The organism is Enterobacter sp. 342 (genome assembly GCF_036663495.1).
Classification (GTDB): Bacteria; Pseudomonadota; Gammaproteobacteria; order Enterobacterales; family Enterobacteriaceae; genus Enterobacter.
Window position 1 is genome coordinate 55,529 of the sequence record NZ_JAWUEI010000007.1, and the last position, 25,542, is coordinate 81,070.

At 53.8% G+C, this 25,542-nt stretch carries 22 protein-coding genes and 1 other RNA gene; 17 read left to right on the forward strand and 6 right to left on the reverse strand.

The genetic code is table 11. The annotated features are described in order from the left end of the window. Positions 1–17: 17 nt before the first annotated feature. Entirely contained in the window at positions 18–776 is a 759-nt protein-coding gene (locus tag V6E55_RS07805; protein WP_021242066.1) for a M48 family metallopeptidase, read from the reverse strand. A 272-nt stretch (positions 777–1,048) separates the two neighbouring features. Here V6E55_RS07805 and tkt point away from each other — a divergent pair, with 272 nt between their 5' ends. The 7 genes from tkt to V6E55_RS07840 all read left to right on the forward strand — a co-directional run bounded on the left by tkt (position 1,049) and on the right by V6E55_RS07840 (position 9,425). Beyond that, positions 1,049–3,040 carry a transketolase gene (gene tkt, locus V6E55_RS07810; RefSeq protein WP_049004948.1) on the forward strand — a complete coding sequence of 664 codons (1,992 nt, stop codon included), beginning with the start codon at positions 1,049–1,051 and terminating at the stop codon, positions 3,038–3,040. Positions 3,041–3,381: 341 nt separating this feature from the next. Further along, entirely contained in the window at positions 3,382–4,401 is a 1,020-nt protein-coding gene (gene epd, locus V6E55_RS07815) for an erythrose-4-phosphate dehydrogenase (RefSeq protein WP_114979909.1), read from the forward strand. Between the two features lie 49 nt (positions 4,402–4,450). Continuing rightward, a complete protein-coding gene (pgk, locus tag V6E55_RS07820; RefSeq protein WP_114979910.1) occupies positions 4,451–5,614 on the forward strand; it encodes a phosphoglycerate kinase in 1,164 nt (387 codons plus the stop codon). Between the two features lie 92 nt (positions 5,615–5,706). Further along, entirely contained in the window at positions 5,707–6,786 is a 1,080-nt protein-coding gene (gene fbaA, locus V6E55_RS07825; RefSeq protein ID WP_028016969.1) for a class II fructose-bisphosphate aldolase, read from the forward strand. Positions 6,787–6,973: 187 nt separating this feature from the next. Further along, a complete protein-coding gene (locus tag V6E55_RS07830; protein ID WP_114979911.1) occupies positions 6,974–7,828 on the forward strand; it encodes a small-conductance mechanosensitive channel MscS in 855 nt (284 codons plus the stop codon). Between the two features lie 145 nt (positions 7,829–7,973). Next, positions 7,974–8,609, forward strand: coding sequence for an arginine exporter ArgO (gene argO / locus V6E55_RS07835; RefSeq protein WP_021242063.1), 636 nt, complete (start codon positions 7,974–7,976; stop codon positions 8,607–8,609). 93 nt (positions 8,610–8,702) lie between these two features. After that, entirely contained in the window at positions 8,703–9,425 is a 723-nt protein-coding gene (locus V6E55_RS07840) for an oxidative stress defense protein (protein ID WP_114979912.1), read from the forward strand. A gap of 41 nt (positions 9,426–9,466) precedes the next feature. Here the strand turns inward: V6E55_RS07840 and argP are convergent, their stop codons facing one another. Next, entirely contained in the window at positions 9,467–10,360 is an 894-nt protein-coding gene (argP, locus tag V6E55_RS07845) for a DNA-binding transcriptional regulator ArgP (RefSeq protein ID WP_008499727.1), read from the reverse strand. Between the two features lie 127 nt (positions 10,361–10,487). Here argP and rpiA point away from each other — a divergent pair, with 127 nt between their 5' ends. Both rpiA and serA read left to right on the forward strand, forming a co-directional pair. Beyond that, positions 10,488–11,147, forward strand: coding sequence for a ribose-5-phosphate isomerase RpiA (rpiA, locus tag V6E55_RS07850; RefSeq protein ID WP_023295391.1), 660 nt, complete (start codon positions 10,488–10,490; stop codon positions 11,145–11,147). A gap of 267 nt (positions 11,148–11,414) precedes the next feature. Next, positions 11,415–12,647: a phosphoglycerate dehydrogenase gene (gene serA / locus V6E55_RS07855; protein ID WP_114979913.1), complete on the forward strand. Its 1,233-nt coding sequence runs from the start codon at positions 11,415–11,417 to the stop codon at positions 12,645–12,647. Between the two features lie 41 nt (positions 12,648–12,688). On the opposite strand, the gene V6E55_RS07860 is transcribed toward serA, so the two are convergent. From V6E55_RS07860 to zapA, 3 genes are all read right to left on the reverse strand, one after another. Next, positions 12,689–13,285, reverse strand: coding sequence for a 5-formyltetrahydrofolate cyclo-ligase (locus tag V6E55_RS07860; RefSeq protein WP_316942544.1), 597 nt, complete (start codon positions 13,283–13,285; stop codon positions 12,689–12,691). Between the two features lie 25 nt (positions 13,286–13,310). Further along, a non-coding RNA gene (gene ssrS, locus V6E55_RS07865) (6S RNA) lies at positions 13,311–13,494 on the reverse strand. 41 nt (positions 13,495–13,535) lie between these two features. Then, positions 13,536–13,865, reverse strand: a complete 330-nt coding sequence (gene zapA, locus V6E55_RS07870; protein ID WP_006811891.1) for a cell division protein ZapA — start codon at positions 13,863–13,865, stop codon at positions 13,536–13,538. 168 nt (positions 13,866–14,033) lie between these two features. On the opposite strand from zapA, the gene V6E55_RS07875 reads away from it, so the two are divergent. From V6E55_RS07875 to V6E55_RS07910, 8 genes are all read left to right on the forward strand, one after another. Then, the gene (locus V6E55_RS07875) at positions 14,034–14,612 is read left to right on the forward strand and encodes a YecA/YgfB family protein (protein WP_028016963.1); all 579 of its coding nucleotides are present in this window, start codon (positions 14,034–14,036) and stop codon (positions 14,610–14,612) included. A 31-nt stretch (positions 14,613–14,643) separates the two neighbouring features. Then, positions 14,644–15,957 (forward strand): Xaa-Pro aminopeptidase, encoded by a 1,314-nt coding sequence (gene pepP, locus V6E55_RS07880; protein ID WP_316942583.1) that lies wholly within the window; start codon positions 14,644–14,646, stop codon positions 15,955–15,957. Further along, positions 15,954–17,132 carry a 2-octaprenyl-6-methoxyphenyl hydroxylase gene (gene ubiH, locus V6E55_RS07885; RefSeq protein WP_316942546.1) on the forward strand — a complete coding sequence of 393 codons (1,179 nt, stop codon included), beginning with the start codon at positions 15,954–15,956 and terminating at the stop codon, positions 17,130–17,132. The genes pepP and ubiH overlap by 4 nt, the downstream gene beginning before the upstream one ends. A gap of 12 nt (positions 17,133–17,144) precedes the next feature. Then, complete coding sequence (ubiI, locus tag V6E55_RS07890; protein WP_316942547.1) at positions 17,145–18,347, forward strand: FAD-dependent 2-octaprenylphenol hydroxylase; 1,203 nt, start codon at positions 17,145–17,147, stop codon at positions 18,345–18,347. 396 nt (positions 18,348–18,743) lie between these two features. Continuing rightward, the gene (gene gcvT, locus V6E55_RS07895; RefSeq protein WP_049004941.1) at positions 18,744–19,838 is read left to right on the forward strand and encodes a glycine cleavage system aminomethyltransferase GcvT; all 1,095 of its coding nucleotides are present in this window, start codon (positions 18,744–18,746) and stop codon (positions 19,836–19,838) included. 23 nt (positions 19,839–19,861) lie between these two features. Continuing rightward, the gene (gene gcvH, locus V6E55_RS07900; protein ID WP_316942548.1) at positions 19,862–20,251 is read left to right on the forward strand and encodes a glycine cleavage system protein GcvH; all 390 of its coding nucleotides are present in this window, start codon (positions 19,862–19,864) and stop codon (positions 20,249–20,251) included. A gap of 124 nt (positions 20,252–20,375) precedes the next feature. After that, a complete protein-coding gene (gene gcvP, locus V6E55_RS07905; RefSeq protein ID WP_028016957.1) occupies positions 20,376–23,249 on the forward strand; it encodes an aminomethyl-transferring glycine dehydrogenase in 2,874 nt (957 codons plus the stop codon). 69 nt (positions 23,250–23,318) lie between these two features. After that, on the forward strand, positions 23,319–24,062 hold the full coding sequence (locus V6E55_RS07910) for an SDR family oxidoreductase (protein ID WP_114979919.1): 744 nt from the start codon (positions 23,319–23,321) through the stop codon (positions 24,060–24,062). A 32-nt stretch (positions 24,063–24,094) separates the two neighbouring features. Here the strand turns inward: V6E55_RS07910 and bglA are convergent, their stop codons facing one another. Beyond that, positions 24,095–25,528: a 6-phospho-beta-glucosidase BglA gene (gene bglA, locus V6E55_RS07915; RefSeq protein ID WP_236921012.1), complete on the reverse strand. Its 1,434-nt coding sequence runs from the start codon at positions 25,526–25,528 to the stop codon at positions 24,095–24,097. Positions 25,529–25,542 lie beyond the last annotated feature (14 nt).

Sequence of the window (25,542 nt, forward strand, 5' to 3'; positions counted from 1 at the left end):
ACAGCTTCCTTCTGAAATTATTTAATTCCGTCTGCGGCCATACGGTCGCGAATATGCTGCGCGCGCTCTTCTGAGGCTGGGTGATCATCAAACATTGAGCTTTGACGCCCTGCTTCCAGTTTGGCCAGTTTTTCGAAGCTGGTGGCTAAACCTGATGGATTAATGCCACGTTTGCGCAACAGATCGTAGGAGTAGTCATCCGCTTCGGACTCCTGACGCTGGGAGAACTGAGAATTAACCAGCTTTTCTCCGACATCGCCAAGCTGAGACTGCGACAGGCTACCAACAATACCGCCCGCTGAAGCCGCCGCTGCGCGAATAGCATTGGTACCTAAGGCAACTTGCATCCCTTTCTTCACGTGGCCGAGCGCAACGTGGCCCATTTCATGGCCGATCACCGCTTCAACTTCGTTGTCAGTCATCATATCCATCAGCCCGCTATAGACGCGGATACAACCGTTCGCCATTGCGAAAGCGTTCACGTCTTTGGCCATGTAAACCTTGTAGTTTACCGGCTGGCCGTTGATGTTATCGCCCAGCGCGGAAGCAATCTTATTCAGACGCTGCGTGTAGGTACTGTTAGCAGGGGCAAGTGTGGCTTTTCCGTCCATATCTTTACAGGCCTGGTCGCTCAGCGCTTTTACCTGCGCGTCGCTCAGGGAATAAGCCTGAAAAGCTTCTGCGCCTGAGGTCATCAGGCCGTTAGAATCCATATTCTGACAGCCACTCAACAGGAGCGTTGTTCCCAGGGCCAGCACTATTGCACGCATTTTCATGAGGTTGCTTCCGTACTCGTTAATCTGAATAAAATCCGAAAAGTACACCGGCAACGAAGCCGGGGTCGGGCTAAGTATAAGGAATATCTACGGGGCCGGGCGAGCAGATTGCGCAACATGCGAGCATGATCCAGAGATTTCTTAAGCTGCAAAAGAATGCTCCATGTACATGGCATGCCGCTTGGGTTACATTGTTGGCACTTTTTTCCGGCGTAGCCCAAAACGCGCTGTCGTCAAGGGCATGGCCTTTAACAGTCCGATCTGGAGTTAAAATGTCCTCACGTAAAGAGCTTGCTAATGCTATTCGTGCGCTGAGCATGGACGCAGTACAGAAAGCCAAATCCGGCCACCCAGGGGCCCCTATGGGTATGGCTGATATCGCCGAAGTCCTGTGGCGTGATTTCCTGAACCACAACCCGCAGAACCCGGCATGGGCTGACCGCGACCGTTTCGTGCTGTCCAACGGCCACGGCTCTATGCTGATCTATAGCCTGCTGCACCTCACTGGCTACGATCTGCCGATTGAAGAGCTGAAAAACTTCCGTCAGCTGCACTCCAAAACTCCAGGTCACCCGGAAGTGGGTTACACCGCTGGTGTTGAAACCACAACCGGTCCACTGGGACAGGGTATTGCGAACGCTGTGGGTATGGCGATTGCTGAGAAGACCCTGGCGGCGCAGTTCAACCGTCCTGGCCACGACATCGTAGACCACTTCACCTACGCGTTCATGGGTGATGGCTGCATGATGGAAGGCATTTCTCACGAAGTGTGCTCCCTGGCGGGTACCCTGAAACTGGGCAAACTGGTTGCATTCTACGACGACAATGGTATCTCCATTGACGGTCACGTTGAGGGCTGGTTCACCGATGACACCGCTAAACGTTTTGAAGCCTACGGCTGGCACGTTGTGCGTGGTGTTGATGGCCACGATGCTGACTCGATTAAACGTGCAGTAGAAGAAGCGCGCGCTGTTACTGACAAACCATCCCTGCTGATGTGCAAAACCATTATCGGCTTCGGTTCACCGAACAAAGCCGGTACCCACGATTCCCACGGTGCGCCACTGGGCGACGCGGAAATTGCACTGACGCGTGAAGCGCTGGGCTGGAAACACCCGGCATTCGAAATCCCATCTGACATTTATGCTCAGTGGGATGCCAAAGAAGCAGGTCAGGCGAAAGAAGCCGCATGGAACGAGAAATTCGCTGCGTATGCTAAAGCCTTCCCACAGGAAGCTGCTGAGTTCACCCGTCGCATGAAAGGCGATATGCCGTCTGACTTCGATGCGAAAGCGAACGAGTTTATCGCTAAGCTGCAGGCGAACCCATCTAAAATCGCCAGCCGTAAAGCGTCTCAGAATGCGATTGAAGCATTTGGCCCACTGTTGCCTGAATTCCTGGGCGGCTCTGCTGACCTGGCGCCTTCTAACCTGACCCTGTGGTCCGGTTCTAAAGCGATCAACGAAGATACTGCCGGTAACTACATCCATTATGGTGTACGTGAATTCGGTATGACGGCAATTGCTAACGGTATCTCCCTGCACGGTGGTTTCCTGCCTTATACCTCTACCTTCCTGATGTTTGTAGAGTACGCACGTAACGCCGTACGTATGGCTGCGCTGATGAAACAGCGTCAGGTGATGGTCTATACCCACGACTCCATCGGTCTGGGCGAAGATGGTCCAACTCACCAGCCGGTAGAGCAGGTGGCTTCTCTGCGTGTGACTCCAAACATGAGCACATGGCGTCCATGTGACCAGGTTGAATCCGCAGTGGCGTGGAAATACGGTGTTGAGCGTCAGGACGGCCCAACCGCACTGATCCTCTCCCGCCAGAACCTGGCACAGCAGGATCGTACTCCAGAGCAGTTGGCGAACATCGCTCGCGGTGGTTACGTACTGAAAGATTGTGCAGGTCAGCCAGAGCTGATCTTCATCGCCACCGGTTCTGAAGTTGAGCTGGCTGTTGCGGCATGGGACAAACTGTCTGCCGAAGGCGTTAAAGCGCGAGTGGTCTCCATGCCGTCTACCGATGCGTTCGACAAGCAGGATGCTGCATACCGTGAGTCCGTACTGCCTAAAGCGGTTACCGCTCGTGTGGCAGTAGAAGCGGGTATTGCTGACTACTGGTTCAAATATGTGGGCCTGAATGGCGCAATCGTCGGTATGACCACCTTCGGTGAGTCTGCACCGGCAGAGCTGCTGTTCGAAGAGTTCGGCTTCACCGTTGAGAACGTTGTAGCGAAAGCGAAAGAACTGCTGTAATCGTTTGTACGGTGCGGGCTGATGCCCTCACCCCGGCCCTCTCCCACAGGGAGAGGGTGCAAACACTAAAAACGGTAACCTCTCGGTTACCGTTTTGCTTTTACCTCGTCGTAAATTATTCCACCTAAAATGTGACGCAAGTCATATAGCTCGCTTATTCATCTGGACAGACATTCCTTTTATTCCCCGATTCGCTTATTCTTGCTGAAGCGTTTCAGTCGATTAAATGTTCGACAATTGACCAATCAATCGCAGTTTGTGACAGCAAGGATTCCCCTTCGGGCGTAGCTGGATTACTCTTTCAGCCACCTCAAACCCAGGGATAGCTTTGCAGGAGATCTATGACCGTACGCGTAGCGATTAATGGCTTCGGTCGCATCGGACGTAATGTGGTTCGTGCTTTGTATGAATCCGGACGTCGGGCGGAAATGACCGTGGTGGCAATCAATGAACTGGCGGATGCTACGGGCATGGCGCATTTGTTGAAATATGACACCAGCCACGGACGCTTTGCCTGGGATGTACGCCAGGAAAGAGATCAGCTTTTTGTGGGTGATGACGCTATCCGTGTGCTGCATGAGAACAGCATTACCGGGCTACCCTGGCGTGAATTGGGTGTGGATGTGGTGCTTGACTGTACCGGCGTGTATGGCAGCCGCGAACATGGTGAAGCCCATCTGGCAGCAGGTGCGAAAAAAGTCCTGTTTTCTCATCCCGGCAGCAACGATCTCGACGCGACTGTCGTGTTTGGCGTCAATCAGCATGAGCTGCAAGCTGAACATCGCATTGTCTCCAACGCTTCCTGTACCACTAACTGCATTATTCCGGTCATTAAACTGTTAGACGATGCATATGGCATTGAATCCGGCACAGTGACCACGATTCACTCCGCCATGCACGATCAGCAGGTGATCGACGCCTACCATCCGGATTTACGACGCACTCGCGCGGCGAGCCAGTCAATCATTCCGGTGGACACAAAACTGGCAGCAGGGATCACACGTATTTTCCCGCAGTTTAATGACCGTTTTGAAGCGATTGCCGTGCGCGTTCCGACGATTAACGTCACCGCAATCGACCTTAGTGTGACGGTGAAAAAACCGGTAAAAGCCAGTGAAGTCAACATGTTGCTGCAAAAAGCGGCACTGGGTGCATTTCATGGTATAGTTGACTATACGGAATTGCCGTTGGTCTCAGTAGATTTTAACCACGACCCGCACAGCGCCATCGTTGATGGCACTCAAACACGCGTCAGTGGCGCACACCTTATCAAGACGCTGGTCTGGTGTGATAACGAATGGGGCTTTGCTAACCGAATGCTCGACACTACGTTAGCAATGGCCGCTCAAGGTTTCAGGTAAGACGCATTGTGCGTCTGCAAAACTTTAAGAATCAACGAGAGGATTCACCATGTCTGTAATTAAGATGACCGATCTGGATCTGGCTGGTAAACGCGTTTTCATCCGTGCTGATCTGAACGTACCGGTTAAAGATGGTAAAGTGACCAGCGACGCGCGTATCCGTGCATCTCTGCCAACCATCGAACTGGCTCTGAAGCAGGGCGCTAAAGTGATGGTAACCTCCCACCTGGGTCGTCCAACCGAAGGCGAGTACAACGAAGAGTTCTCTCTGCTGCCAGTTGTTAATTACCTGAAAGACAAACTGTCCAACCCGGTTCGCCTGGTGAAAGATTACCTGGACGGCGTTGACGTTGCTGCCGGTGAACTGGTTGTTCTGGAAAACGTTCGCTTCAACAAAGGCGAGAAGAAAGACGACGAAGCACTGTCCAAAAAATACGCTGCACTGTGCGACGTATTCGTAATGGATGCCTTCGGTACTGCTCACCGTGCGCAGGCTTCTACCCACGGTATCGGTAAATTCGCAGACGTAGCCTGTGCAGGTCCTCTGCTGGCTGACGAACTGGAAGCGCTGGGTAAAGCACTGAAAGAACCTGCTCGTCCAATGGTTGCTATCGTTGGTGGTTCTAAAGTTTCTACCAAACTGACTGTTCTGGACTCCCTGTCTAAAATTGCTGACCAGCTGATCGTTGGCGGTGGCATCGCGAACACCTTCGTTGCCGCTCAAGGCCACAACGTGGGTAAATCCCTGTACGAAGCAGACCTGGTTGACGAAGCTAAACGCCTGCTGAGCACCTGTGATATTCCAGTTCCAACAGACGTTCGTGTTGCCACTGAGTTCTCTGAAACTGCAACGGCGACCCTGAAGTCTGTAAACGACATCAAAGACGAAGAGCAAATTCTGGACCTGGGCGACGTTTCTGCACAGAAACTGGCTGAAATCCTGAAAAACGCAAAAACCATCCTGTGGAACGGTCCTGTTGGCGTGTTCGAATTCCCGAACTTCCGCAAAGGGACTGAAATCGTTGCTAACGCTATTGCAGACAGCGAAGCGTTCTCTATCGCAGGTGGTGGTGACACCCTGGCGGCAATCGACCTGTTCGGTATCGCTGACAAGATCTCCTACATCTCCACTGGTGGCGGTGCATTCCTCGAATTCGTGGAAGGCAAAGTACTGCCAGCAGTAGCAATGCTCGAAGAGCGCGCTAAGAAGTAAGCCATTCAAGGGCAGGGAAACCTGCCCAATTTTCAGCGCGCTTTTAAGAGCTCGCACCTTTTCTAACGGCCGAAGATACAGGACTAAGCAACATGTCTAAAATTTTTGATTTCGTAAAACCTGGCGTTATCACTGGTGATGACGTACAGAAAGTGTTCCAGGTAGCTAAAGAAAACAACTTCGCTCTGCCAGCAGTTAACTGCGTAGGTACCGACTCCATCAACGCCGTACTGGAAGCCGCTGCAAAAGTTAAAGCACCGGTAATCGTTCAGTTCTCTAACGGTGGTGCTGCGTTCATCGCAGGTAAAGGCGTGAAAACTGACGTTCCTCAGGGTGCTGCAATCCTGGGTGCTATCTCTGGTGCGCACCACGTACACCAGATGGCTGAACACTACGGTGTTCCAGTTATCCTGCACACTGACCACTGCGCGAAGAAACTGCTGCCGTGGATCGACGGTCTGCTGGACGCGGGTGAAAAACACTTTGCTGCTACCGGTAAGCCACTGTTCTCTTCTCACATGATCGACCTGTCTGAAGAGTCACTGCACGAAAACATCGAAATCTGCTCCAAATACCTGGCGCGCATGGCCAAAATGGACATGACCCTGGAAATCGAACTGGGTTGCACCGGTGGTGAAGAAGACGGCGTGGACAACAGCCACATGGACGCTTCTGCACTGTACACCCAGCCAGAAGATGTTGATTACGCTTATACCGAGCTGAGCAAAATCAGCCCACGCTTCACCATCGCAGCGTCCTTCGGTAACGTACACGGCGTTTACAAACCAGGTAACGTGGTTCTGACCCCAACTATCCTGCGTGATTCTCAGGAATATGTGTCTAAGAAACACAACCTGCCGCACAACAGCCTGAACTTCGTCTTCCACGGCGGTTCCGGTTCTTCTGCTCAGGAAATCAAAGATTCCGTAAGCTACGGTGTAGTGAAAATGAACATTGATACCGATACCCAATGGGCAACCTGGGACGGTATTCTGCAGTACTACAAAACTAACGAAGCTTACCTGCAGGGCCAGCTGGGCAACCCGAAAGGCGAAGACCAGCCGAACAAGAAATACTACGATCCACGCGTATGGCTGCGCGCAGCGCAGACTTCCATGGTGACTCGTCTGGAGCAGGCTTTCAAAGAACTGAACGCGGTTGACGTTCTGTAATTTGAGCTGCTAACAGCATCAGAAGGCCCGCAAATGCGGGCCTTTTTTTATGCCTTTTCAAGAGCCTGCTATACCGGTTTTTGTGATCTGTTTGGCAAAACCAGTGCTTTTTGTTTACCCTTTACTGACCTGCCTGTCTCCATGGGGGATGGATTTTTGTGTTTTGGTTTAACAAAAGGAAGAATAAATGGAACAACTCGATGTCGTAGACAGCATCAATAACGCCGGTACCTGGCTGGTGCGTAACCAGGAGTTGCTGCTGAGCTACGCCGTAAACATCGTAGCGGCTATTGCCATCCTCATCGTCGGGATGATCGTGGCTCGTATCGTATCAAACACCGTTAACCGCGTGATGCGCGCCCGGAACATTGATGCCACGGTTGCAGATTTCCTCTCTGCACTGGTGCGTTACGGTATTATCGCGTTTACGCTAATTGCAGCGCTGGGACGTGTCGGCGTACAGACCGCATCGGTAATTGCCGTGCTTGGTGCGGCAGGTCTGGCTATTGGTCTTGCGTTGCAGGGCTCGCTTTCGAACCTGGCCGCTGGTGTACTGCTGGTCACCTTCCGTCCATTCCGCTCCGGGGAGTACGTTGATCTTGGTGGGATTGCCGGGACGGTACTGCAGGTACAGATTTTTTCTACCACCCTGCGTACCGTTGATGGCCGTATCGTTGTTGTCCCAAACGGGAAAATCATTGCCGGCAACATCATCAACTTTTCCCGCGAACCAGTGCGCCGAAATGAGCTGATCATCAGCGTGGCATATGATTCCGATATCGATCAGGTTAAATCACTGATCGCCAATATCATTGCCTCAGACGATCGCATTCTGAAAGACAAAGAGCAGACTGTACGTCTGAACGAACTGGGCGCTTCATCCATTAACTTTGTGGTGCGTATCTGGAGCAAAAGTAGCGATCTGCAAAACGTTTACTGGGATGTGCTGGAGCGTATCAAACGTGAGTTCGATGCTAACGGCATCAGCTTCCCGTATCCACAGATGGACGTAAACGTCAAAAAAGTCAAAGAAGCAGAATAACTTCACCACCAGGCCCGGTAAGCGCTAGCGCCACCGGGCTTTATTTTTATAAGCACGACTAATCCCCAATTAATATTATCAATTTCCTCTAATGTGATTCGCACAGTATAGTCTGCTTCCAGAACAACACTGTGAGAATTGCGTCATGTTATCCTATTACTTTCAAGGGCTTGCCTTAGGTGCGGCCATGATCCTTCCGCTTGGCCCACAAAATGCGTTCGTGATGAATCAGGGCATCCGCCGTCAGTACCATCTGATGATTGCCCTACTGTGCGCGGTAAGCGATCTGCTGCTGATTTGCGCCGGTATTTTTGGTGGTAGTGCATTGCTGATGCAGTCACCCTGGCTTCTTGCGTTGGTTACCTGGGGCGGCGTGGCGTTTCTGCTGTGGTACGGTTTTGGTGCACTGAAAACGGCCATGAGCAGCAATCTTGAACTGGCAAGCGCTGAAGTCATGAAGCAGGGGCGCTGGAAGATCATCGTCACCATGCTGGCGGTTACCTGGCTTAACCCGCACGTTTATCTCGATACTTTTGTGGTGCTGGGGAGCCTGGGCGGACAGCTGGATGTTGAGCCGAAGCGCTGGTTTGCGCTTGGCACGGTCAGCGCCTCTTTCCTCTGGTTCTTCGGTCTTGCGATCCTGGCGGCGTGGCTGGCCCCTCGTCTTCGCACCGCTAAAGCGCAGCGGATCATCAACACACTGGTGGGTCTCGTGATGTGGTTTATTGCCTTCCAGTTGGCAAAAGAGGGCATTCATCATGTCCAGGAATTGTTCAACTAAGCCATTGTCTTATGGACAACTGAACAAGACCCGCTAAGCTTGCTGGCATGCGCCCTGTTGTTGGGGCACTCTTCGCAACATGGAGGAATGACAGTGAAGTTTAAAGTGATGGCCCTGGCGGCATTAGTGAGTTTAGGTGCGGTGTCGGTGCAGGCAAGTGAACTGCCAGATGGTCCGCACATCGTCACTTCAGGCACCGCAAGTGTGGATGCGGTACCGGATGTTGCAACCCTGGCGATTGAAGTCAATGTGGCTGCGAAAGATGCGGCATCTGCCAAGAAGCAGGCTGACGATCGTGTTGCGCAATATCTCTCTTTTCTTGAGCAGAACGGTGTAGGTAAAAAAGATATCAACTCCGCTAACCTGCGTACTCAACCCGATTACGACTACCAGAACGGCAAAAGCATTCTGAAAGGCTACCGTGCGGTGCGTACTGTCGAAGTGACGGTGCGTCAACTGGACAAGCTGAATGCATTACTGGATGGCGCGCTGAAGGCGGGGCTGAACGAAATTCGCTCTGTGTCGCTGGGCGTTGCGCAACCGGAGAAATACAAAGACGAAGCACGTAAAGCGGCGATTGATGATGCGATGCATCAGGCGCAGCAGCTGGCCGCTGGCTTTAACAGCAAGCTCGGCCCGGTTTACAGCGTGCGTTACCACGTCTCAAACTATCAGCCAAGCCCGATGGTACGGATGATGAAAGCCGATGCGGCGCCAGTATCTGCTCAGGAAACTTACGAGCAGCCGACGATTCAGTTCGACGATCAGGTTGATGTGGTGTTCCAGCTGGAACCGACTCAAAAGCCCGCTCAGTAACCAGTAGGCCGGGTAGGCGAAGCCGCCACCCGGCTTATTTTTTAATCCTGTCTCAACACCTTATGTCCGTACGCCAGTAACGCATCGGTGACGTTGCGCATCATGCGGCTTTCCGGCGCAAAACGGTGCCAGTAGAGCATCCGGCGCTGATACAGCCCCGGTGTCAAATCAATCAGCTCTCCACTTTTCAACTCTTTCTCAATTTGCAGATGTGGGATCATGCAGCAGGTAGTACCTTGCCGCGCAAGCTGCACAAACGCTTCGGATGAGTTGACGATATGGCACGGTACGCTGCCCGGCGGCAGATCAAAGTTTTGCTGCAGGAACGCCTGATGCATATCGTCCAGATGGTCGAACGCTACTGCTGGTGCTTTGAGCAGTGCAGCACGGGTCACACCATTAGGGAAGTAGCGCTCGGCAAAGGCTTTTGAACCGACAAACAGGTAATCCAGAGCACCTAACTGATCGACAAGGCAGCTCGGCAGCGCTTGAGGTTGGATACTGACCGCGCCAACCACTTCACCACGACGCAGGCGCTCCTGGGTACGGGTTTCATCTTCAACCTGCAAATTCAGACGGATAGGGGAATCTGCTAATACGGGGGCCAGGGCAGGCAGCAGCCAGGTTGCCAGACTGTCGGCGTTGACCGCCAGAGAGAGCAGTAGCGGTGTGGAGCCCGTTTGTTCGTCACCCAGCCATTCATCTTCCAGTAGTTCAACCTGACGCAGCAGGGCGAGAAGCTTTTGCCCTTGCTCGGTTGGACGAGGGGGGACGGTACGTACCAGCAGCGGCTGGCCGAACATATTTTCAAGCTGTTTGATACGCTGTGATACGGCGGACTGCGTGATGCAAAGCTTTTGCGCTGCGCGCTCAAAACCTCGTTCACGAATAACTGCATCAAGTGCCTGTAGTGTTCTGTAGTCCGGACGTTTCATCGCTCTGGCTGACTCCTTAATTTGGCTTATTCTGCACTATGACACAATTTTCCCTTTGTGACAGACGAATTCCACCTCACGTGTTCTATAATGCGGCCTAAGTTTTCACACCACAGGCAAAACGATCATGACGCAGGATGAACTGAAAAAAGCAGTAGGATGGGCCGCACTCCAGTATGTACAGCCGGGTACGATTGTCGGTGTTGGTACCGGGTCGACGGCGGCGCACTTTATCGATGCGCTGGGCACGATGAAAGGACAAATCGAAGGTGCAGTATCCAGCTCTGATGCTTCCACGGAAAAGCTGAAAAGCCTCGGCATTACCGTTTTCGATCTGAACGAAGTAGACCGTCTGGGTATTTACGTTGATGGCGCGGATGAGATTAACGGCCATATGCAGATGATCAAAGGCGGTGGTGCAGCGCTGACGCGTGAAAAAATCATCGCCTCCGTTGCGGACAAGTTCATCTGCATCGCTGATGCCTCCAAGCAGGTCGATATCCTGGGTAATTTCCCGCTGCCGGTGGAAGTGATCCCGATGGCCCGTAGCGCGGTTGCCCGTCAACTGGTGAAGCTGGGTGGTCGTCCGGAATATCGTCAGGGCGTAGTTACTGATAACGGTAACGTGATCCTCGACGTTCACGGTCTGGAAATCCTTGATGCTATCGCGCTGGAAAATGCCATTAATGGCATTCCGGGCGTAGTAACCGTAGGGCTATTCGCCAACCGTGGCGCGGATGTGGCGCTGATTGGTACCGCTGATGGCGTGAAAACCATCTTAAAATGATCTGACGGGGGGAGCCTTCCCCCCGCTAAAAAATTTTTGAAAAGCCAAATTCGGTGACTTGTGTCACGTTTTTGTGCCTCTTTTGCCGATCCTGCCGAATTCACAAATTTCTGTAGCATTTTCCTCTGTCATTTTACCCTGTATGACTTTTCTTCAGAGTGCCGACGCAAACGTTCATATTGCTGCAATAGTTTTTTTTGATATGTTGGCTATAGCGGATTTAAATCCAGCACAACATCAGTTCAGATAAAATACAGGGTCGGGTAAATGGCAAAGGTATCACTGGAGAAAGACAAGATTAAATTCCTGCTGGTAGAAGGCGTGCATCAGAAAGCGCTTGATAGCCTTCGTGCAGCAGGTTACACCAACATCGAATTTCACAAAGGCGCGCTGGACACCGAAGAGCTGAAAGCGGCCATCCGTGATGCCCACTTCATTGGCCTGCGATCCCGTACTCACCTGACTGAAGATGTAATTGCTGCGGCGGAAAAACTGGTTGCCATTGGCTGTTTCTGTATCGGCACCAATCAGGTCGATCTGAATGCAGCCGCCAAACGTGGTATTCCTGTGTTCAACGCCCCGTTCTCCAACACCCGTTCCGTGGCGGAGTTAGTGATTGGCGAGTTGTTGCTGCTGCTACGCGGTATCCCTGAAGCTAACGCCAAAGCACACCGCGGTGTCTGGAATAAACTGGCAGCGGGGTCATATGAAGCCCGTGGTAAAAAACTGGGTATCATTGGTTATGGTCACATTGGTACTCAACTGGGGATTCTGGCTGAATCTCTCGGGATGCATGTCTATTTTTACGATATTGAAAGCAAGCTGCCTCTGGGTAACGCGACGCAGGTTCAGCATCTCTCTGATCTGCTGAATATGAGCGATGTGGTCAGCCTGCATGTACCGGAAAATGCCTCCACCAAAAACATGATGGGTGCGGAAGAGCTGGCGCTGATGAAGCCAGGCTCACTGTTGATCAACGCTGCACGCGGTACGGTTGTCGACATTCCGGCACTGTGCGATGCGCTGAAACGTAAACATCTGGCCGGGGCTGCCATTGACGTCTTCCCGACGGAGCCTGCGACCAACAGCGATCCGTTTAATTCTCCGCTGTGCGAATTCGACAACGTGATCCTGACGCCACACATTGGCGGCTCGACTCAGGAAGCACAGGAGAATATCGGTCTGGAAGTGGCTGGCAAACTGAGCAAATACTCTGACAACGGTTCTACGCTCTCTGCGGTGAACTTCCCGGAAGTATCTCTGCCACTCCACGGTGGTCGTCGTCTGCTGCACATTCACGAAAACCGTCCGGGTGTGCTGACCGCCATTAACCAGATCTTTGCCGAACAGAGCGTCAACATTGCCGCGCAGTATCTGCAGACAAATTCTCAGATGGGTTATGTGGTGATTGATATTGAAGCGGATGAAGATGTTGCCGAGAAAGCACTGCAGAGCATGAAGGCGCTTCCAGGGACGATTCGCGCGCGTCTGCTGTACTGATTGTGTGGTGTCGGGTGGCGGCAGTGCCACCCGGCTTTATTCTACCAGGTCCAGGTTTTACTGGGCGTCACCACCGCTGGCAGCGGCACATCCCATTTTTCCACCGGCAATGCCTCTACGCCCTGACAATCATGCGCGTAACCCACTGGCTGTAGCCCATACTGTTGCCAGTTTTGCAGCGTTCTGTCATAAAAACCACCACCCATTCCCAGGCGCTGGCCCTGTTCATCAAACGCAACCAGCGGCGTAACCAGTACGTCCAGCTGTGACAGAGGCAGCACGTCACGCACATCCAGTTTCGGCTCAGTGATTTTCAGACGATTTACGACCAGCTCGCTGTGCGGGTGGTAGTGCAGAAAAAGTAGATTACCTTCGCTAAACGGATGCAGCACTGGCAGGTAAACCTTTTTCCCGGCGCGCCAGAGTTGCTCGATGAGCGGTTGCGTATCCAGCTCACCATCAAATGAGAGAAACAGCGCGACAGTATGCGCCATCACAACAGGCGGATACGCCATCATGCGAGCGGCAGCCTGTTGGGCAAAATGTGCTTGCTGATAGGAGGTTAACGCACGACGGCGTTGACGAATTAACTGACGAATGTCCTGGCGTGAAGCAGAAACTTCAGGGAATTGAGTCATGATAGTCGGTAGAAGAAAAAGAGAGGGAATCTCCGAGATGCCGCCGCAGGCTGTAACCCTTGAACCCTTGGTTCAAGGTGAATGTGTCGTCATAGTTTTAAGGCTTCTCGGACGGACCGAGCATGCTCACCAACCATGGAGCGCCACATTCTTGTGGTATGAAATATCGGCTCAGGGGACTGGCCCGCTTGCGAACATCTCAGAGAAATTTTGTCTTCACAGTTACTCTACCATAGTCAACTGAGAAGTGTTATTCAAACTTTGGTCCCGGTCTTTCGGGATTGCGACCTTGATCAAGCAATGCTTGTTCTATGGTCTGCTGGAGCATTTTAATGCGCTGCTCCATACTTGCCGCGTAGTCGCGGGTCTTCGCTTTTTCCTGAGTCAGTTCATAGCTGATGTTCAACGCGGCGATGAAAACCAGCTGCTCAGTATTTGTGACTCTAGTGCGTTCTTTTAGATCTTGCAACCGCTGATTCAAATCGTCCGCAGCCTGATTCAGGGCATCCCTTTGTTCAGGTGGACAATTCACTCGCAGTGAACGGCCAAAAATCTGGAGATCGACGGGTTGTGCAGACATGCCACCTTCCTGCTGATTGACTGCGCTGCCTTCGCTTACTGCCCCGGGGGCCGCGAAGGGGCGACACTATAGCTACCCTGATGTGAAGATACAAGCCCTTTTCTGGTATCACCAGGGTCCAAAGTGGTAGCATATCATGAAACTTCCCCCCTTTGATGACGAATGCTCATGTCTATACAGAACGAAATGCCTGGTTACAACGATTTAAACCAGTTACTGAACCAGCAGGGAGTGGGTTTAACCCCTGCCGAAATGCACGGTCTGATCAGTGGCATGCTGTGCGGCGGAAACAGCGACAGCTCATGGCAGCCGCTGATCCACGACCTCACGAACGAAGGGCTGGCGTTTGGTCACGAGCTGGCGGAGGCACTGCGTAAAATGCACGCCGCCATCAGCGATTCACTGGAAGACGATGGCTTCCTTTTTCAGCTTTATCTGCCTGAGGGCGATGACGTAAGCGTGTTTGATCGCGCTGATGCGCTGGCAGGTTGGGTAAACCACTATCTGCTGGGGCTGGGTGTGACGCAGCCTAAACTCGATAAAGTGACCGGCGAAGCCGGTGAGGCGATCGACGATCTGCGTAACATTGCACAGCTTGGTTACGATGAAGACGAAGACCAGGAAGAGCTGGAAATGTCTCTCGAAGAGATCATCGAGTATGTGCGCGTGGCGGCGCTGCTGTGCCACGACAACTTTACGCGCTCGCAGCCGACCGCACCGGAAGTCCGCAAACCAACCTTACATTAAGAAAAATAACGCACAGGAGGGTGTCATGGTTATCTCAAATCAAGAGTATTCGCGCCGCCGCCAGGCGCTGCTGGCCAAAATGCAGCCGGGCAGCGCCGCGCTGATTTTTGCCGCGCCCGAAGTGACGCGCAGCGCCGATAGTGAATATCCCTATCGTCAGAGCAGTGATTTCTGGTATTTCACCGGCTTTAACGAGCCGGAAGCGGTACTGGTGCTGATCAAGAGTAATGACACCCACAACCACAGCGTGATTTTCAACCGCGTACGCGATCTGACGGCCGAAATCTGGTTTGGTCGCCGCTTAGGCCAGGAGGCCGCGCCGGCGAAGCTGGGCGTTGACCGTGCGCTGGCGTTTAGCGAAATCAATCAGCAGCTCTATCAGTTGCTGAATGGCCTGGATGTGCTTTATCACGCTCAGGGTGAATATGCGTATGCCGATGAAATTGTCTTTACTGCCCTGGATAAGCTGCGCAAAGGCTCACGGCAGAACCTGTCTGCTCCCGCCACGCTGACAGACTGGCGTCCGGTCGTGCATGAGATGCGCCTGTTCAAGTCAGAAGAAGAGCTGAATTTGATGCGTCGGGCAGGTGAAATCAGTGCTCTGGCGCATATCCGCGCCATGGAGAAATGCCGCCCGGGTATGTTTGAATACCAGCTGGAAGGCGAAATTCACCATGAATTTAACCGTCACGGCGCACGTTATCCCTCTTACAACACCATTGTCGGTGGCGGGGAGAACGGCTGCATTCTGCACTATACCGAAAACGAAAGCGCGCTGCGTGACGGCGATCTGGTGCTGATTGACGCCGGTTGCGAATATCAGGGCTACGCGGGAGACATCACGCGTACCTTCCCGGTGAATGGTAAGTTCTCGCCGGCACAACGCGCGATTTACGACATCGTTCTGGAATCCCTTGAGACGGCACTCACATTGTATCGTCCTGGTACCTCCATTCAGGAAGTGACCGGCGAAGTGGTGCGTATCATGATTACCGGCCTGGTTAAGCTCGGTATTCTGAAAGGCGATGTAGGTACCCTGATTACTGAAAATGCGCATCGACCATACTTTATGCATGGCCTGAGCCACTGGTTGGGGCTGGATGTGCATGATGTGGGGGCGTATGGCGCAGAACGTTCGCGCGTGCTGGAGCCGGGCATGGTATTAACCGTAGAGCCTGGGCTGTATATCGCGCCTGATGCCGATGTGCCTGAAAAGTATCGCGGGATTGGCATCCGCATTGAAGACGATATCGTCATTACCGAAAGCGGCAACGAGAACCTGACGGCCAGCGTGGTCAAAAATGCTGACGATATCGAGGCGCTGATGGCAGCGGCACACAAATGAGCGTGATAATTGTTGGCGGCGGAATGACGGGGGCCACGCTGGCACTCGCTATTTCGCACATGACACAGGGGAAACTCCCGGTGCATCTGGTGGAAGCCGTTGTTCCAGAGGCTTCTGATCACCCCGGTTTTGATGCCCGAGCCATTGCGCTGGCGCAAGGGACATGCCAGCAGCTGTCGCGCATCGGTATCTGGCAGTCGATTGCCGACTGTGCGACGGCGATCAACACCGTTCACGTTAGCGATCGCGGGCATGCGGGTTTTGTCACGCTGGATGCGCAGGATTATCGTATTGATGCCCTGGGGCAGGTTGTTGAGCTGCACGACGTCGGATTACGTCTGTTCCGTCAGCTTCAGGATGCACCTGGCGTCACGCTGCATTGTCCGGCGCGTGTTGCCAGTTTTAGTCGCAGTGAAGGGGCGGTCAGTGTGACGCTGGAAAATGGCACTGTTCTCGAAGGCCAGCTTCTGGTTGCCGCAGATGGTTCTCGATCTGCGCTCGGCACCCAGTGTGGTATCGAGTGGCGTCAGCAGGCGTATGGGCAGGTGGCGGTCATTGCGAATGTCTCCACTGCCGGAGCGCACAGCGGCAGGGCTTTTGAACGTTTTACACAGCATGGCCCGCTGGCGATGCTGCCGATGTCGAACGGACGCTGCTCGCTGGTGTGGTGCCATCCCCAGAGTAAGTCTGAAGAGATTCAGTCCTGGTCCGACGAACGTTTTTGCACTGAGTTGCAAAAAGCCTTTGGCTGGCGGCTGGGACGGATCACCCATGCAGGCAAGCGGACGGTATATCCGTTGTCGCTGACGACAGCATCTCAATCCATCTCCCATCGTGTTGTGCTAGTGGGTAATGCCGCGCAGACGCTGCATCCGATTGCGGGTCAGGGCTTTAACCTCGGGTTACGTGATGTCATGAGCCTTGCAGAAACCCTTTCGCAAGCGTGGGGTGAGCAAAAAGATTGCGGTACATACTCAGTGCTAAGCCATTACCAGAAGCGACGTCAGGCGGATAAAGAGGCGACGATTGGTGCCACTGATGGCCTGGTTCATCTTTTTGCCAATCACTGGGCGCCGCTGGTTGCGGGCCGTAACCTCGGGCTGATGGCGATGGAATTATTCATTCCGGCACGTGACGTGCTGGCGCAGCGGACCCTTGGTTGGGTCGCGCGTTAAGGAGTTATCACCGTGCAAAATGTTGATGTCGCCATCGTTGGCGGCGGAATGGTAGGACTGGCATTGGCCTGTGGCTTACAGGGCAGCGGCCTGCGCGTGGCCGTGCTGGAGCAAAAGCAGCCCCAGCGTGTCGCACAGGATGCGCCGCCGGAACTCCGCGTCTCGGCAATTAATGCGGCCAGCGAAAAGCTGCTGACGCGCCTTGGTGTCTGGTCAGATATCGTGGCGCAGCGCGCCAGCTGCTATCACGGCATGGAAGTATGGGATAAAGACAGCTTTGGTCATATCGCTTTTGATGACGAAAGTATGGGCTATAGCCATCTCGGTCACATCATCGAGAATGCCGTTATTCATCATGCGCTGTGGCAAAAAGCGCAGTCATGCAACGATGTCACCCTGATGGCACCCGCACAAATCCAGCAGGTCGCGTGGGGTGAAAACGAGGCGTTTATCACCCTGCAAAGCGGTGACATGTTGACTGCACGTCTGGTTGTTGGCGCTGATGGTGCGAACTCCTGGCTGCGTAATAAAGCCGATATTCCGCTGACGTTCTGGGATTATCGTCATCATGCTCTGGTTGCGACGATCCGCACTGAAGAGCCGCACGGCGGTGTCGCGCGTCAGATCTTCCACAATGACGGCATTCTGGCCTTCCTGCCGTTAAGCGATCCGCATCTGTGCTCGATTGTCTGGTCCCTGGTGCCAGAAAAAGCACAGCTGATGCAGGAGGCCACGCCAGAAGCGTTCAACCAGGCACTGTGCATGGCGTTTGATAACCGTCTTGGGTTATGCACGCTTGAGAGCGAGCGTCTGGTGTTCCCGTTAACCGGACGCTACGCGCGTCAGTTTGCGGCACACCGTCTGGCGCTGGTGGGGGATGCGGCGCACACAATTCATCCGCTGGCCGGGCAGGGCGTTAACCTTGGCTTTATGGATGCGGCTGAACTGGTTGAAGAACTGCGTCGTCTGCATCGCGAAGGGAAAGACATTGGTCAGCATCTGTATCTGCGTCGCTATGAGCGCAGCCGCAAGCATAGCGCGGCAATGATGCTGGCGGGCATGCAGGGCTTCCGTGAGTTGTTTGCCGGTGCCAATCCGGCGAAAAAATTGCTACGTGACATCGGCCTCAAGCTCGCTGATACGCTTCCCGGTGTTAAACCTCAGCTTCTTCGTCAGGCGATGGGTCTTAACGACCTACCGGACTGGCTGCGCTAATTTAGACCCCCATCACACTTTATTTCCCGGCCTCTGTGCCGGGGAAATTTCCTCGTTTGAAATATTCTAATTTCACCTCATTTTTCGCATTAGATAATCTAATCTGGCTAATTTTATGTTGCGGAAATTTGGCCCATTTTTCCGCAGGAAATATCACCATGTGCTAAATCCTGTTAGATCATTGTTAATTTTGTGCGGAGTTAATCGCATTTTTCCAGTGAATAACTCTGTAGGCTTTTCAGCGTTTTTTGGTCATAAGCTAATGTGATGACCCATTTTACCTTATGGTTAATCGCCGGTTTCGGTGGTAAGTTCAGGTAAAAGAGAACGTTTGCGTCGGCCCCTGAAAACGAGGTCGATACCGGGTTTCACGGTGAATTTTTCAACGAGGACAAGATGGCTCAACAGACTCCTTTGTACGAACAACACGTGTTATGCGGCGCCCGCATGGTGGACTTCCATGGCTGGATGATGCCGCTGCACTACGGCTCGCAGATTGATGAGCACCACGCGGTGCGCACCGATGCCGGTATGTTCGACGTGTCCCACATGACGATTGTCGATCTGCGCGGTAGCCGCACCCGGGAGTTTTTGCGTTATCTGCTGGCAAACGACGTCGCCAAACTCAAGACACCGGGTAAAGCGCTCTATACCGGCATGCTAAATGCCTCCGGCGGCGTGATTGACGACCTCATCGTCTATTACTTCACAGAAGATTTCTTCCGCCTCGTTGTTAACTCCGCTACCCGCGAAAAAGACCTCTCCTGGATTACCCAACACGCTGAACCTTATGCCATCGACATCACCGTTCGTGATGATCTGTCGCTGATTGCCGTACAGGGACCGAACGCGCAGGCGAAAGCCGCTTCTCTGTTCAGCGACGAGCAGCGTAAAGCGACTGAAGGCATGAAGCCGTTCTTCGGTGTGCAGGCAGGCGATCTGTTTATCGCTACCACTGGCTATACCGGTGAAGCGGGTTACGAAATTGCGATGCCAAATGAGAAAGCCGCAGATTTCTGGCGTGCGCTGGTGGAAGCCGGTGTGAAGCCAGCGGGTCTGGGCGCACGTGATACGTTGCGTCTGGAAGCGGGTATGAACCTCTACGGTCAGGAGATGGATGAAGGTGTCTCGCCGCTGGCGGCCAATATGGGCTGGACCATCGCATGGGAACCTGCTGACCGTGAATTTATTGGTCGTGAAGCACTGGAAATTCAGCGTGAGAAGGGCACTGAACAACTGGTGGGTCTGGTGATGACCGAGAAAGGCGTACTGCGCGGTGAACTGCCGGTGCGTTTTACTGATGCTGATGGCAATCCGCGTGAAGGCGTGATCACCAGCGGTACCTTCTCCCCAACGCTGGGCTACAGTATTGCACTGGCACGCGTGCCGGCAGGCATTGGCGAAACGGCGGTGGTGCAAATCCGCAACCGTGAAATGCCGGTCAACGTGACTAAACCGATTTTTGTTCGCGCCGGTAAGCCGGTCGCCTAATCATTTTTATCAGGAGAAATTCAATGAGCAATGTGCCAGCAGAACTGAAATACAGCAAAGAACACGAATGGCTGCGCAAAGAGGCGGACGGCAGTTACACCGTAGGGATCACCGAGCACGCGCAAGAGCTGCTGGGCGATATGGTGTTTGTTGATCTGCCAGAAGTGGGTACGACCGTAGGCGCAGGCGATGACTGTGCTGTGGCGGAGTCCGTAAAAGCAGCATCTGATATCTATGCACCGGTAAGCGGTGAGATTGTTGCGGTGAACGACGCTCTGAGCGACTCCCCGGAGCTGGTCAACAGCGAGCCTTACGGCGAAGGCTGGATCTTTAAGATCAAAGCCAGCGACGAAGCGGAAGTTGCCGCACTGCTGGATGCGACCGCGTACGAAGCACTGCTAGAAGACGAGTAATTGTTAATCCCCCTCTCCCTTTGGGAGAGGGCAGGGGTGAGGGTGCTCATCTTCCCCTCACCCTACCCCTCTCCCACAGGGAGAGGGAACTTAAATTCACTGCACGTTTCAGGAACCATCGCTCATGACACAGACTTTAAGCCAGCTTGAAAACCGTGGCGCCTTCATTGAACGTCACATTGGGCCGGATGCTCAGCAACAGCAGGAGATGCTGAAGACAGTTGGCGCGGATTCATTAAACGCACTGATCGGCCAGATTGTGCCAAAAGACATCCAGCTTGCCACGCCGCCTCAGGTAGGGGAAGCCACGACGGAATTCGCCGCACTGGCGGAGCTGAAGGCCATTGCCGGCCTGAACAAGCGCTACAAGTCTTACATTGGCATGGGCTACACCAACGTGCAGTTACCGCCGGTTATCCTGCGCAATATGCTGGAAAATCCAGGCTGGTACACCGCTTATACCCCTTATCAGCCAGAAGTGTCTCAGGGGCGTCTTGAAGCGCTGCTGAATTTCCAGCAGGTAACGCTGGATCTGACTGGCCTGGATATCGCTTCCGCGTCTCTGCTGGATGAAGCGACTGCCGCGGCAGAAGCCATGGCAATGGCCAAACGCGTAAGCAAGCTGAAAAATGCGAACCGCTTCTTCGTGGCCGCCGATGTTCATCCGCAAACCCTGGACGTTGTTCGCACCCGTGCGGAAACCTTCGGTTTTGACGTGATTGTCGACGATGCAGACAAAGTGCTGGATCACCAGGATGTCTTTGGCGTGCTGCTGCAACAGGTTGGCACCACCGGTGAAGTTCACGACTACAGTGCACTGATTGCCGAGCTGAAATCCCGCAAAGTCGTTGTCAGCGTCGCCGCTGATTTTATGGCACTGGTATTGCTGACTGCGCCGGGCAAACAGGGCGCGGATATTGTCTTCGGCTCTGCACAGCGCTTCGGCGTGCCGATGGGCTACGGTGGTCCACATGCGGCGTTCTTCGCTGCAAAAGATGAATTCAAACGCTCCATGCCGGGTCGTATTATCGGGGTCTCGAAAGACGCTGCCGGTAACACTGCGCTGCGCATGGCGATGCAGACTCGTGAGCAGCATATCCGCCGCGAGAAAGCGAACTCCAACATTTGTACCTCGCAGGTTCTGCTGGCCAACATCGCCAGCTTGTACGCGGTGTTCCACGGTCCGGTTGGCCTGAAACGTATTGCCAGCCGCATTCACCGCCTGGCGGATATTCTGGCGTGCGGTCTGCAACAGAAAGGTCTCAAACTGCGTCATGCCCATTACTTTGACACCCTGTGTGTTGAAGTGGCAGACAAAGCAGCAGTGCTGGCTCGTGCGGATGCCGCGGAGATCAACCTGCGCAGCGACATTCACAATGCGGTCGGCATTACGCTGGATGAAAGCACTACCCGCGACGATATCCTGAACCTGTTTAACGTGTTGCTGGGTGATGCACACGGCCTGGACATTGATACGCTCGACAAAGAGGTTGCCCTCGACAGCCGTTCTATCCAGCAAAGCATGCTGCGCGATGATGCGATCCTGACGCATCCGGTCTTCAATCGCTATCACAGCGAAACCGAGATGATGCGCTATATGCACTCTCTGGAGCGTAAAGATCTGGCGCTGAATCAGGCTATGATCCCACTGGGCTCCTGCACCATGAAGTTGAACGCAGCAGCTGAGATGATCCCTATCACCTGGCCTGAGTTCTCTGAACTGCACCCATTCTGCCCACCAGAGCAGGCGGAAGGTTATCACCTGATGATCAATCAGCTTTCTGACTGGCTGGTGAAACTGACGGGGTATGATGCACTCTGTATGCAGCCAAACTCCGGTGCGCAGGGTGAATATGCTGGTCTGCTGGCGATTCGTCATTATCACGAAAGCCGTAACGAAGGGCATCGTGATATCTGCCTGATCCCAAGCTCTGCACACGGTACCAACCCGGCCTCTGCCCAAATGGCGGGCATGGAAGTGGTGGTGGTTGCTTGCGATAAGAACGGTAACATTGACCTCGCGGACCTGCGTGCAAAAGCCGAACAGGCTGGCGACAAGCTCTCCTGCATCATGGTGACCTACCCGTCTACTCACGGTGTGTATGAAGAGACAATCCGTGAAGTGTGCGAAGTGGTGCATCAGTTTGGCGGCCAGGTTTACCTCGATGGCGCGAACATGAACGCCCAGGTCGGCATTACCTCTCCGGGCTTTATCGGCGCGGATGTGTCGCACCTGAATCTGCATAAAACTTTCTGCATTCCGCACGGCGGTGGCGGCCCGGGTATGGGTCCAATCGGCGTAAAAGCGCACCTGGCACCGTTTGTTCCGGGTCACAGCGTAGTGCAAATCGAGGGGATGCTGACCCGTCAGGGCGCGGTCTCTGCGGCGCCATTTGGTAGCGCCTCTATTCTGCCAATCAGCTGGATGTACATCCGCATGATGGGTGCAGAAGGGCTGAAGCAGGCAAGCCAGGTGGCGATCCTGAACGCCAACTATATTGCGACTCGTCTGAAGTCTGCTTTCCCGGTGCTCTATACCGGCCGTGATGGTCGCGTGGCGCACGAGTGCATTCTGGATATTCGTCCACTGAAAGAGCAGAGCGGAATCAGCGAGCTGGATATCGCCAAGCGTCTGATCGACTACGGATTCCACGCCCCGACCATGTCGTTCCCGGTAGCGGGTACGCTGATGGTGGAGCCAACGGAGTCCGAAAGCAAAGCCGAGCTGGACCGCTTTATTGATGCGATGCTGGCGATCCGCATGGAGATCGATCGCGTGCTGGATGGCGAATGGACACTGGAAGATAACCCGCTGGTTAACGCACCGCACACCCAGCATGAGATGGTGGCAGAGTGGAACCACGGTTATTCCCGCGAACTGGCCGTCTTCCCGGCAGGTGTGGCAAACAAATACTGGCCGACCGTGAAGCGTCTTGATGACGTCTACGGCGACCGTAACCTGTTCTGCTCCTGCGTGCCGATGAGCGAATACCAGTAATCGCGTTGGTGTAGTAACGTAGGCCGGGTCAGCGTTAGCGCTACCCGGCTTTTTTATTGGGAGAAGAGAATGGGCATTGCACTTGTAACAGGCGCCAGCCGCGGTATCGGGAAAGCCACCGCGCTGCAACTGGCACGCGAAGGCTACACTGTGGCGGTGAATTATCATCACAACATTAAAGCCGCGACGGACGTCATCAGGCAGATTGTGGATGCGGGGGGTAAAGCCTTTGCCGTACGCGCAGATATCAGCGATGAAGCCCAGGTGATGGCGATGTTCGACAGCCTCGATCGTGAAGGCGAGCCACTTACCGCGCTGGTCAATAATGCAGGGATTCTGTTTGAGCAATCTACTATCGAAAATCTCTCCGCAGAACGTATTAATCGCGTACTGGCGACCAACGTCACGGGTTACTTTCTCTGTTGTCGTGAGGCAGTAAAACGCATGTCTTTCAAGCATGGCGGCAAGGGTGGGGCGATAGTGAATGTCTCTTCCGCGGCGTCGCGCCTGGGCGCGCCGGGAGAATATGTTGACTACGCCGCGTCCAAAGGGGCGGTGGATTCACTGACAACGGGGCTGTCGCTGGAAGTCGCCGGACAGGGGATCCGCGTCAACTGCGTGCGTCCGGGTCTGATCTATACCGATATTCATGCATCGGGCGGTGAACCGGGGCGCGTAGACCGGGTTAAGTCGATGCTACCGATGCAGCGCGGCGGCCAGCCGGAAGAGGTAGCACAGGCGATAGTCTGGCTACTGAGCGAAAAGGCGTCGTACGTCACGGGCAGTTTTATCGAGTTGGCTGGCGGGAAATAAATGCCGGGTAGCGTCGCGCCACCCGGAAAAAATTACAGCGCCTCGCCGTTGCTGGCAATCACGCCTTTATACCACTCGAAGCTTTTCTTACGGGAACGCGACATGTCGCCAGTACCGTCGTCGTGTTTGTTCACATAGATAAAGCCGTAGCGCTTGCTGTACTGGCCGGTGGTGAATGACACGCAGTCGATGCAGCCCCAAGGGGTATACCCCATCAAATCCACGCCATCGTGCGTGACTGCCTTCATCATTTCTTCCACGTGAGCACGCAAATAGTCGATGCGATAGTCGTCGTTGATGCTGCCGTCTTCTTCTACTTTGTCGTACGCACCAAAACCGTTTTCTACGATAAACAGCGGTTTCTGATAACGCTCGTACAGCTCGCACAGGGAATAACGCAGGCCAACCGGATCAATCTGCCAGCCCCAGTCAGATGCTTTCACATGTGGGTTTGGTACGCTGCCCTCAAAGCCGGAAATGGCATCACCGGTGCCGCCTTCCGCTTTCACGGCGTTGGTCATGTAATAGCTGAAACCTAAATAGTCACAGGTTCCTTCACGCAGGATCTGTTCGTCACCCGCTTCCATGTTGATGGAGAAACCACGGCGTTCCCATTCGTTCAGCACATAAGACGGGTAGTAACCACGCAGCTGGACGTCGGTAAAGACATAGCGTTCGCGCATGGATTCCTGAGCAAACATCACATCTTCTGGTTTGCAGGAGAATGGATAGAGTGCAACCATCGCCAGCATGCAGCCGACTTTCATCTCTGGATTGATACGACGGGCGGCTTTCACCGCCAGAGCGCTGGCCACGAACTGGTGGTGTAGCACCTGATACATGGTTTCTTCCGGGTTGTCGTGCTCGGTATAGACCACCCCGGAGCAGCAGTAGCCGAACAGGGGCGCGCGCCAGTTGCGCTGGTTGTTGATTTCGTTAAAGGTCATCCAGTATTTGACCTTGTTTTTGTAGCGCTCAAATACCACTTCCGCGAAGCGCACAAAGAAATCGACCACTTTACGGTTAGTCCAGCTGCCATACTCTTGCACCAGATGCAGCGGCATTTCGAAGTGGGAGAGGGTGATGACCGGCTCGATGTTGTATTTGAGCAGCTCGTCGAACATGTCGTCGTAGAACTTCAGCCCTTCTTCGTTTGGCTGCGTCTCATCCCCTTTCGGGAAGATGCGCGTCCAGGCGATAGAGGTACGGAAGCACTTGAAGCCCATTTCCGCAAACAGCTTGATGTCTTCTTTGTAGTGACCATGGAAATCAATCGCTTCATGGTTTGGGTAGTATTTACCCGGCACCACTTCCTGGGTGATTTCACGCGGAACGCCGTGTGCGCCACCGGTCAGTACGTCGCAGATACTTGGCCCTTTACCGCCTTTGTTCCAGCCGCCTTCAACCTGGTGAGCGGCAACTGCGCCACCCCATAAAAAATCTTTTGGTAAGGTCAATTTTTTCATCATTGCTATTCTCA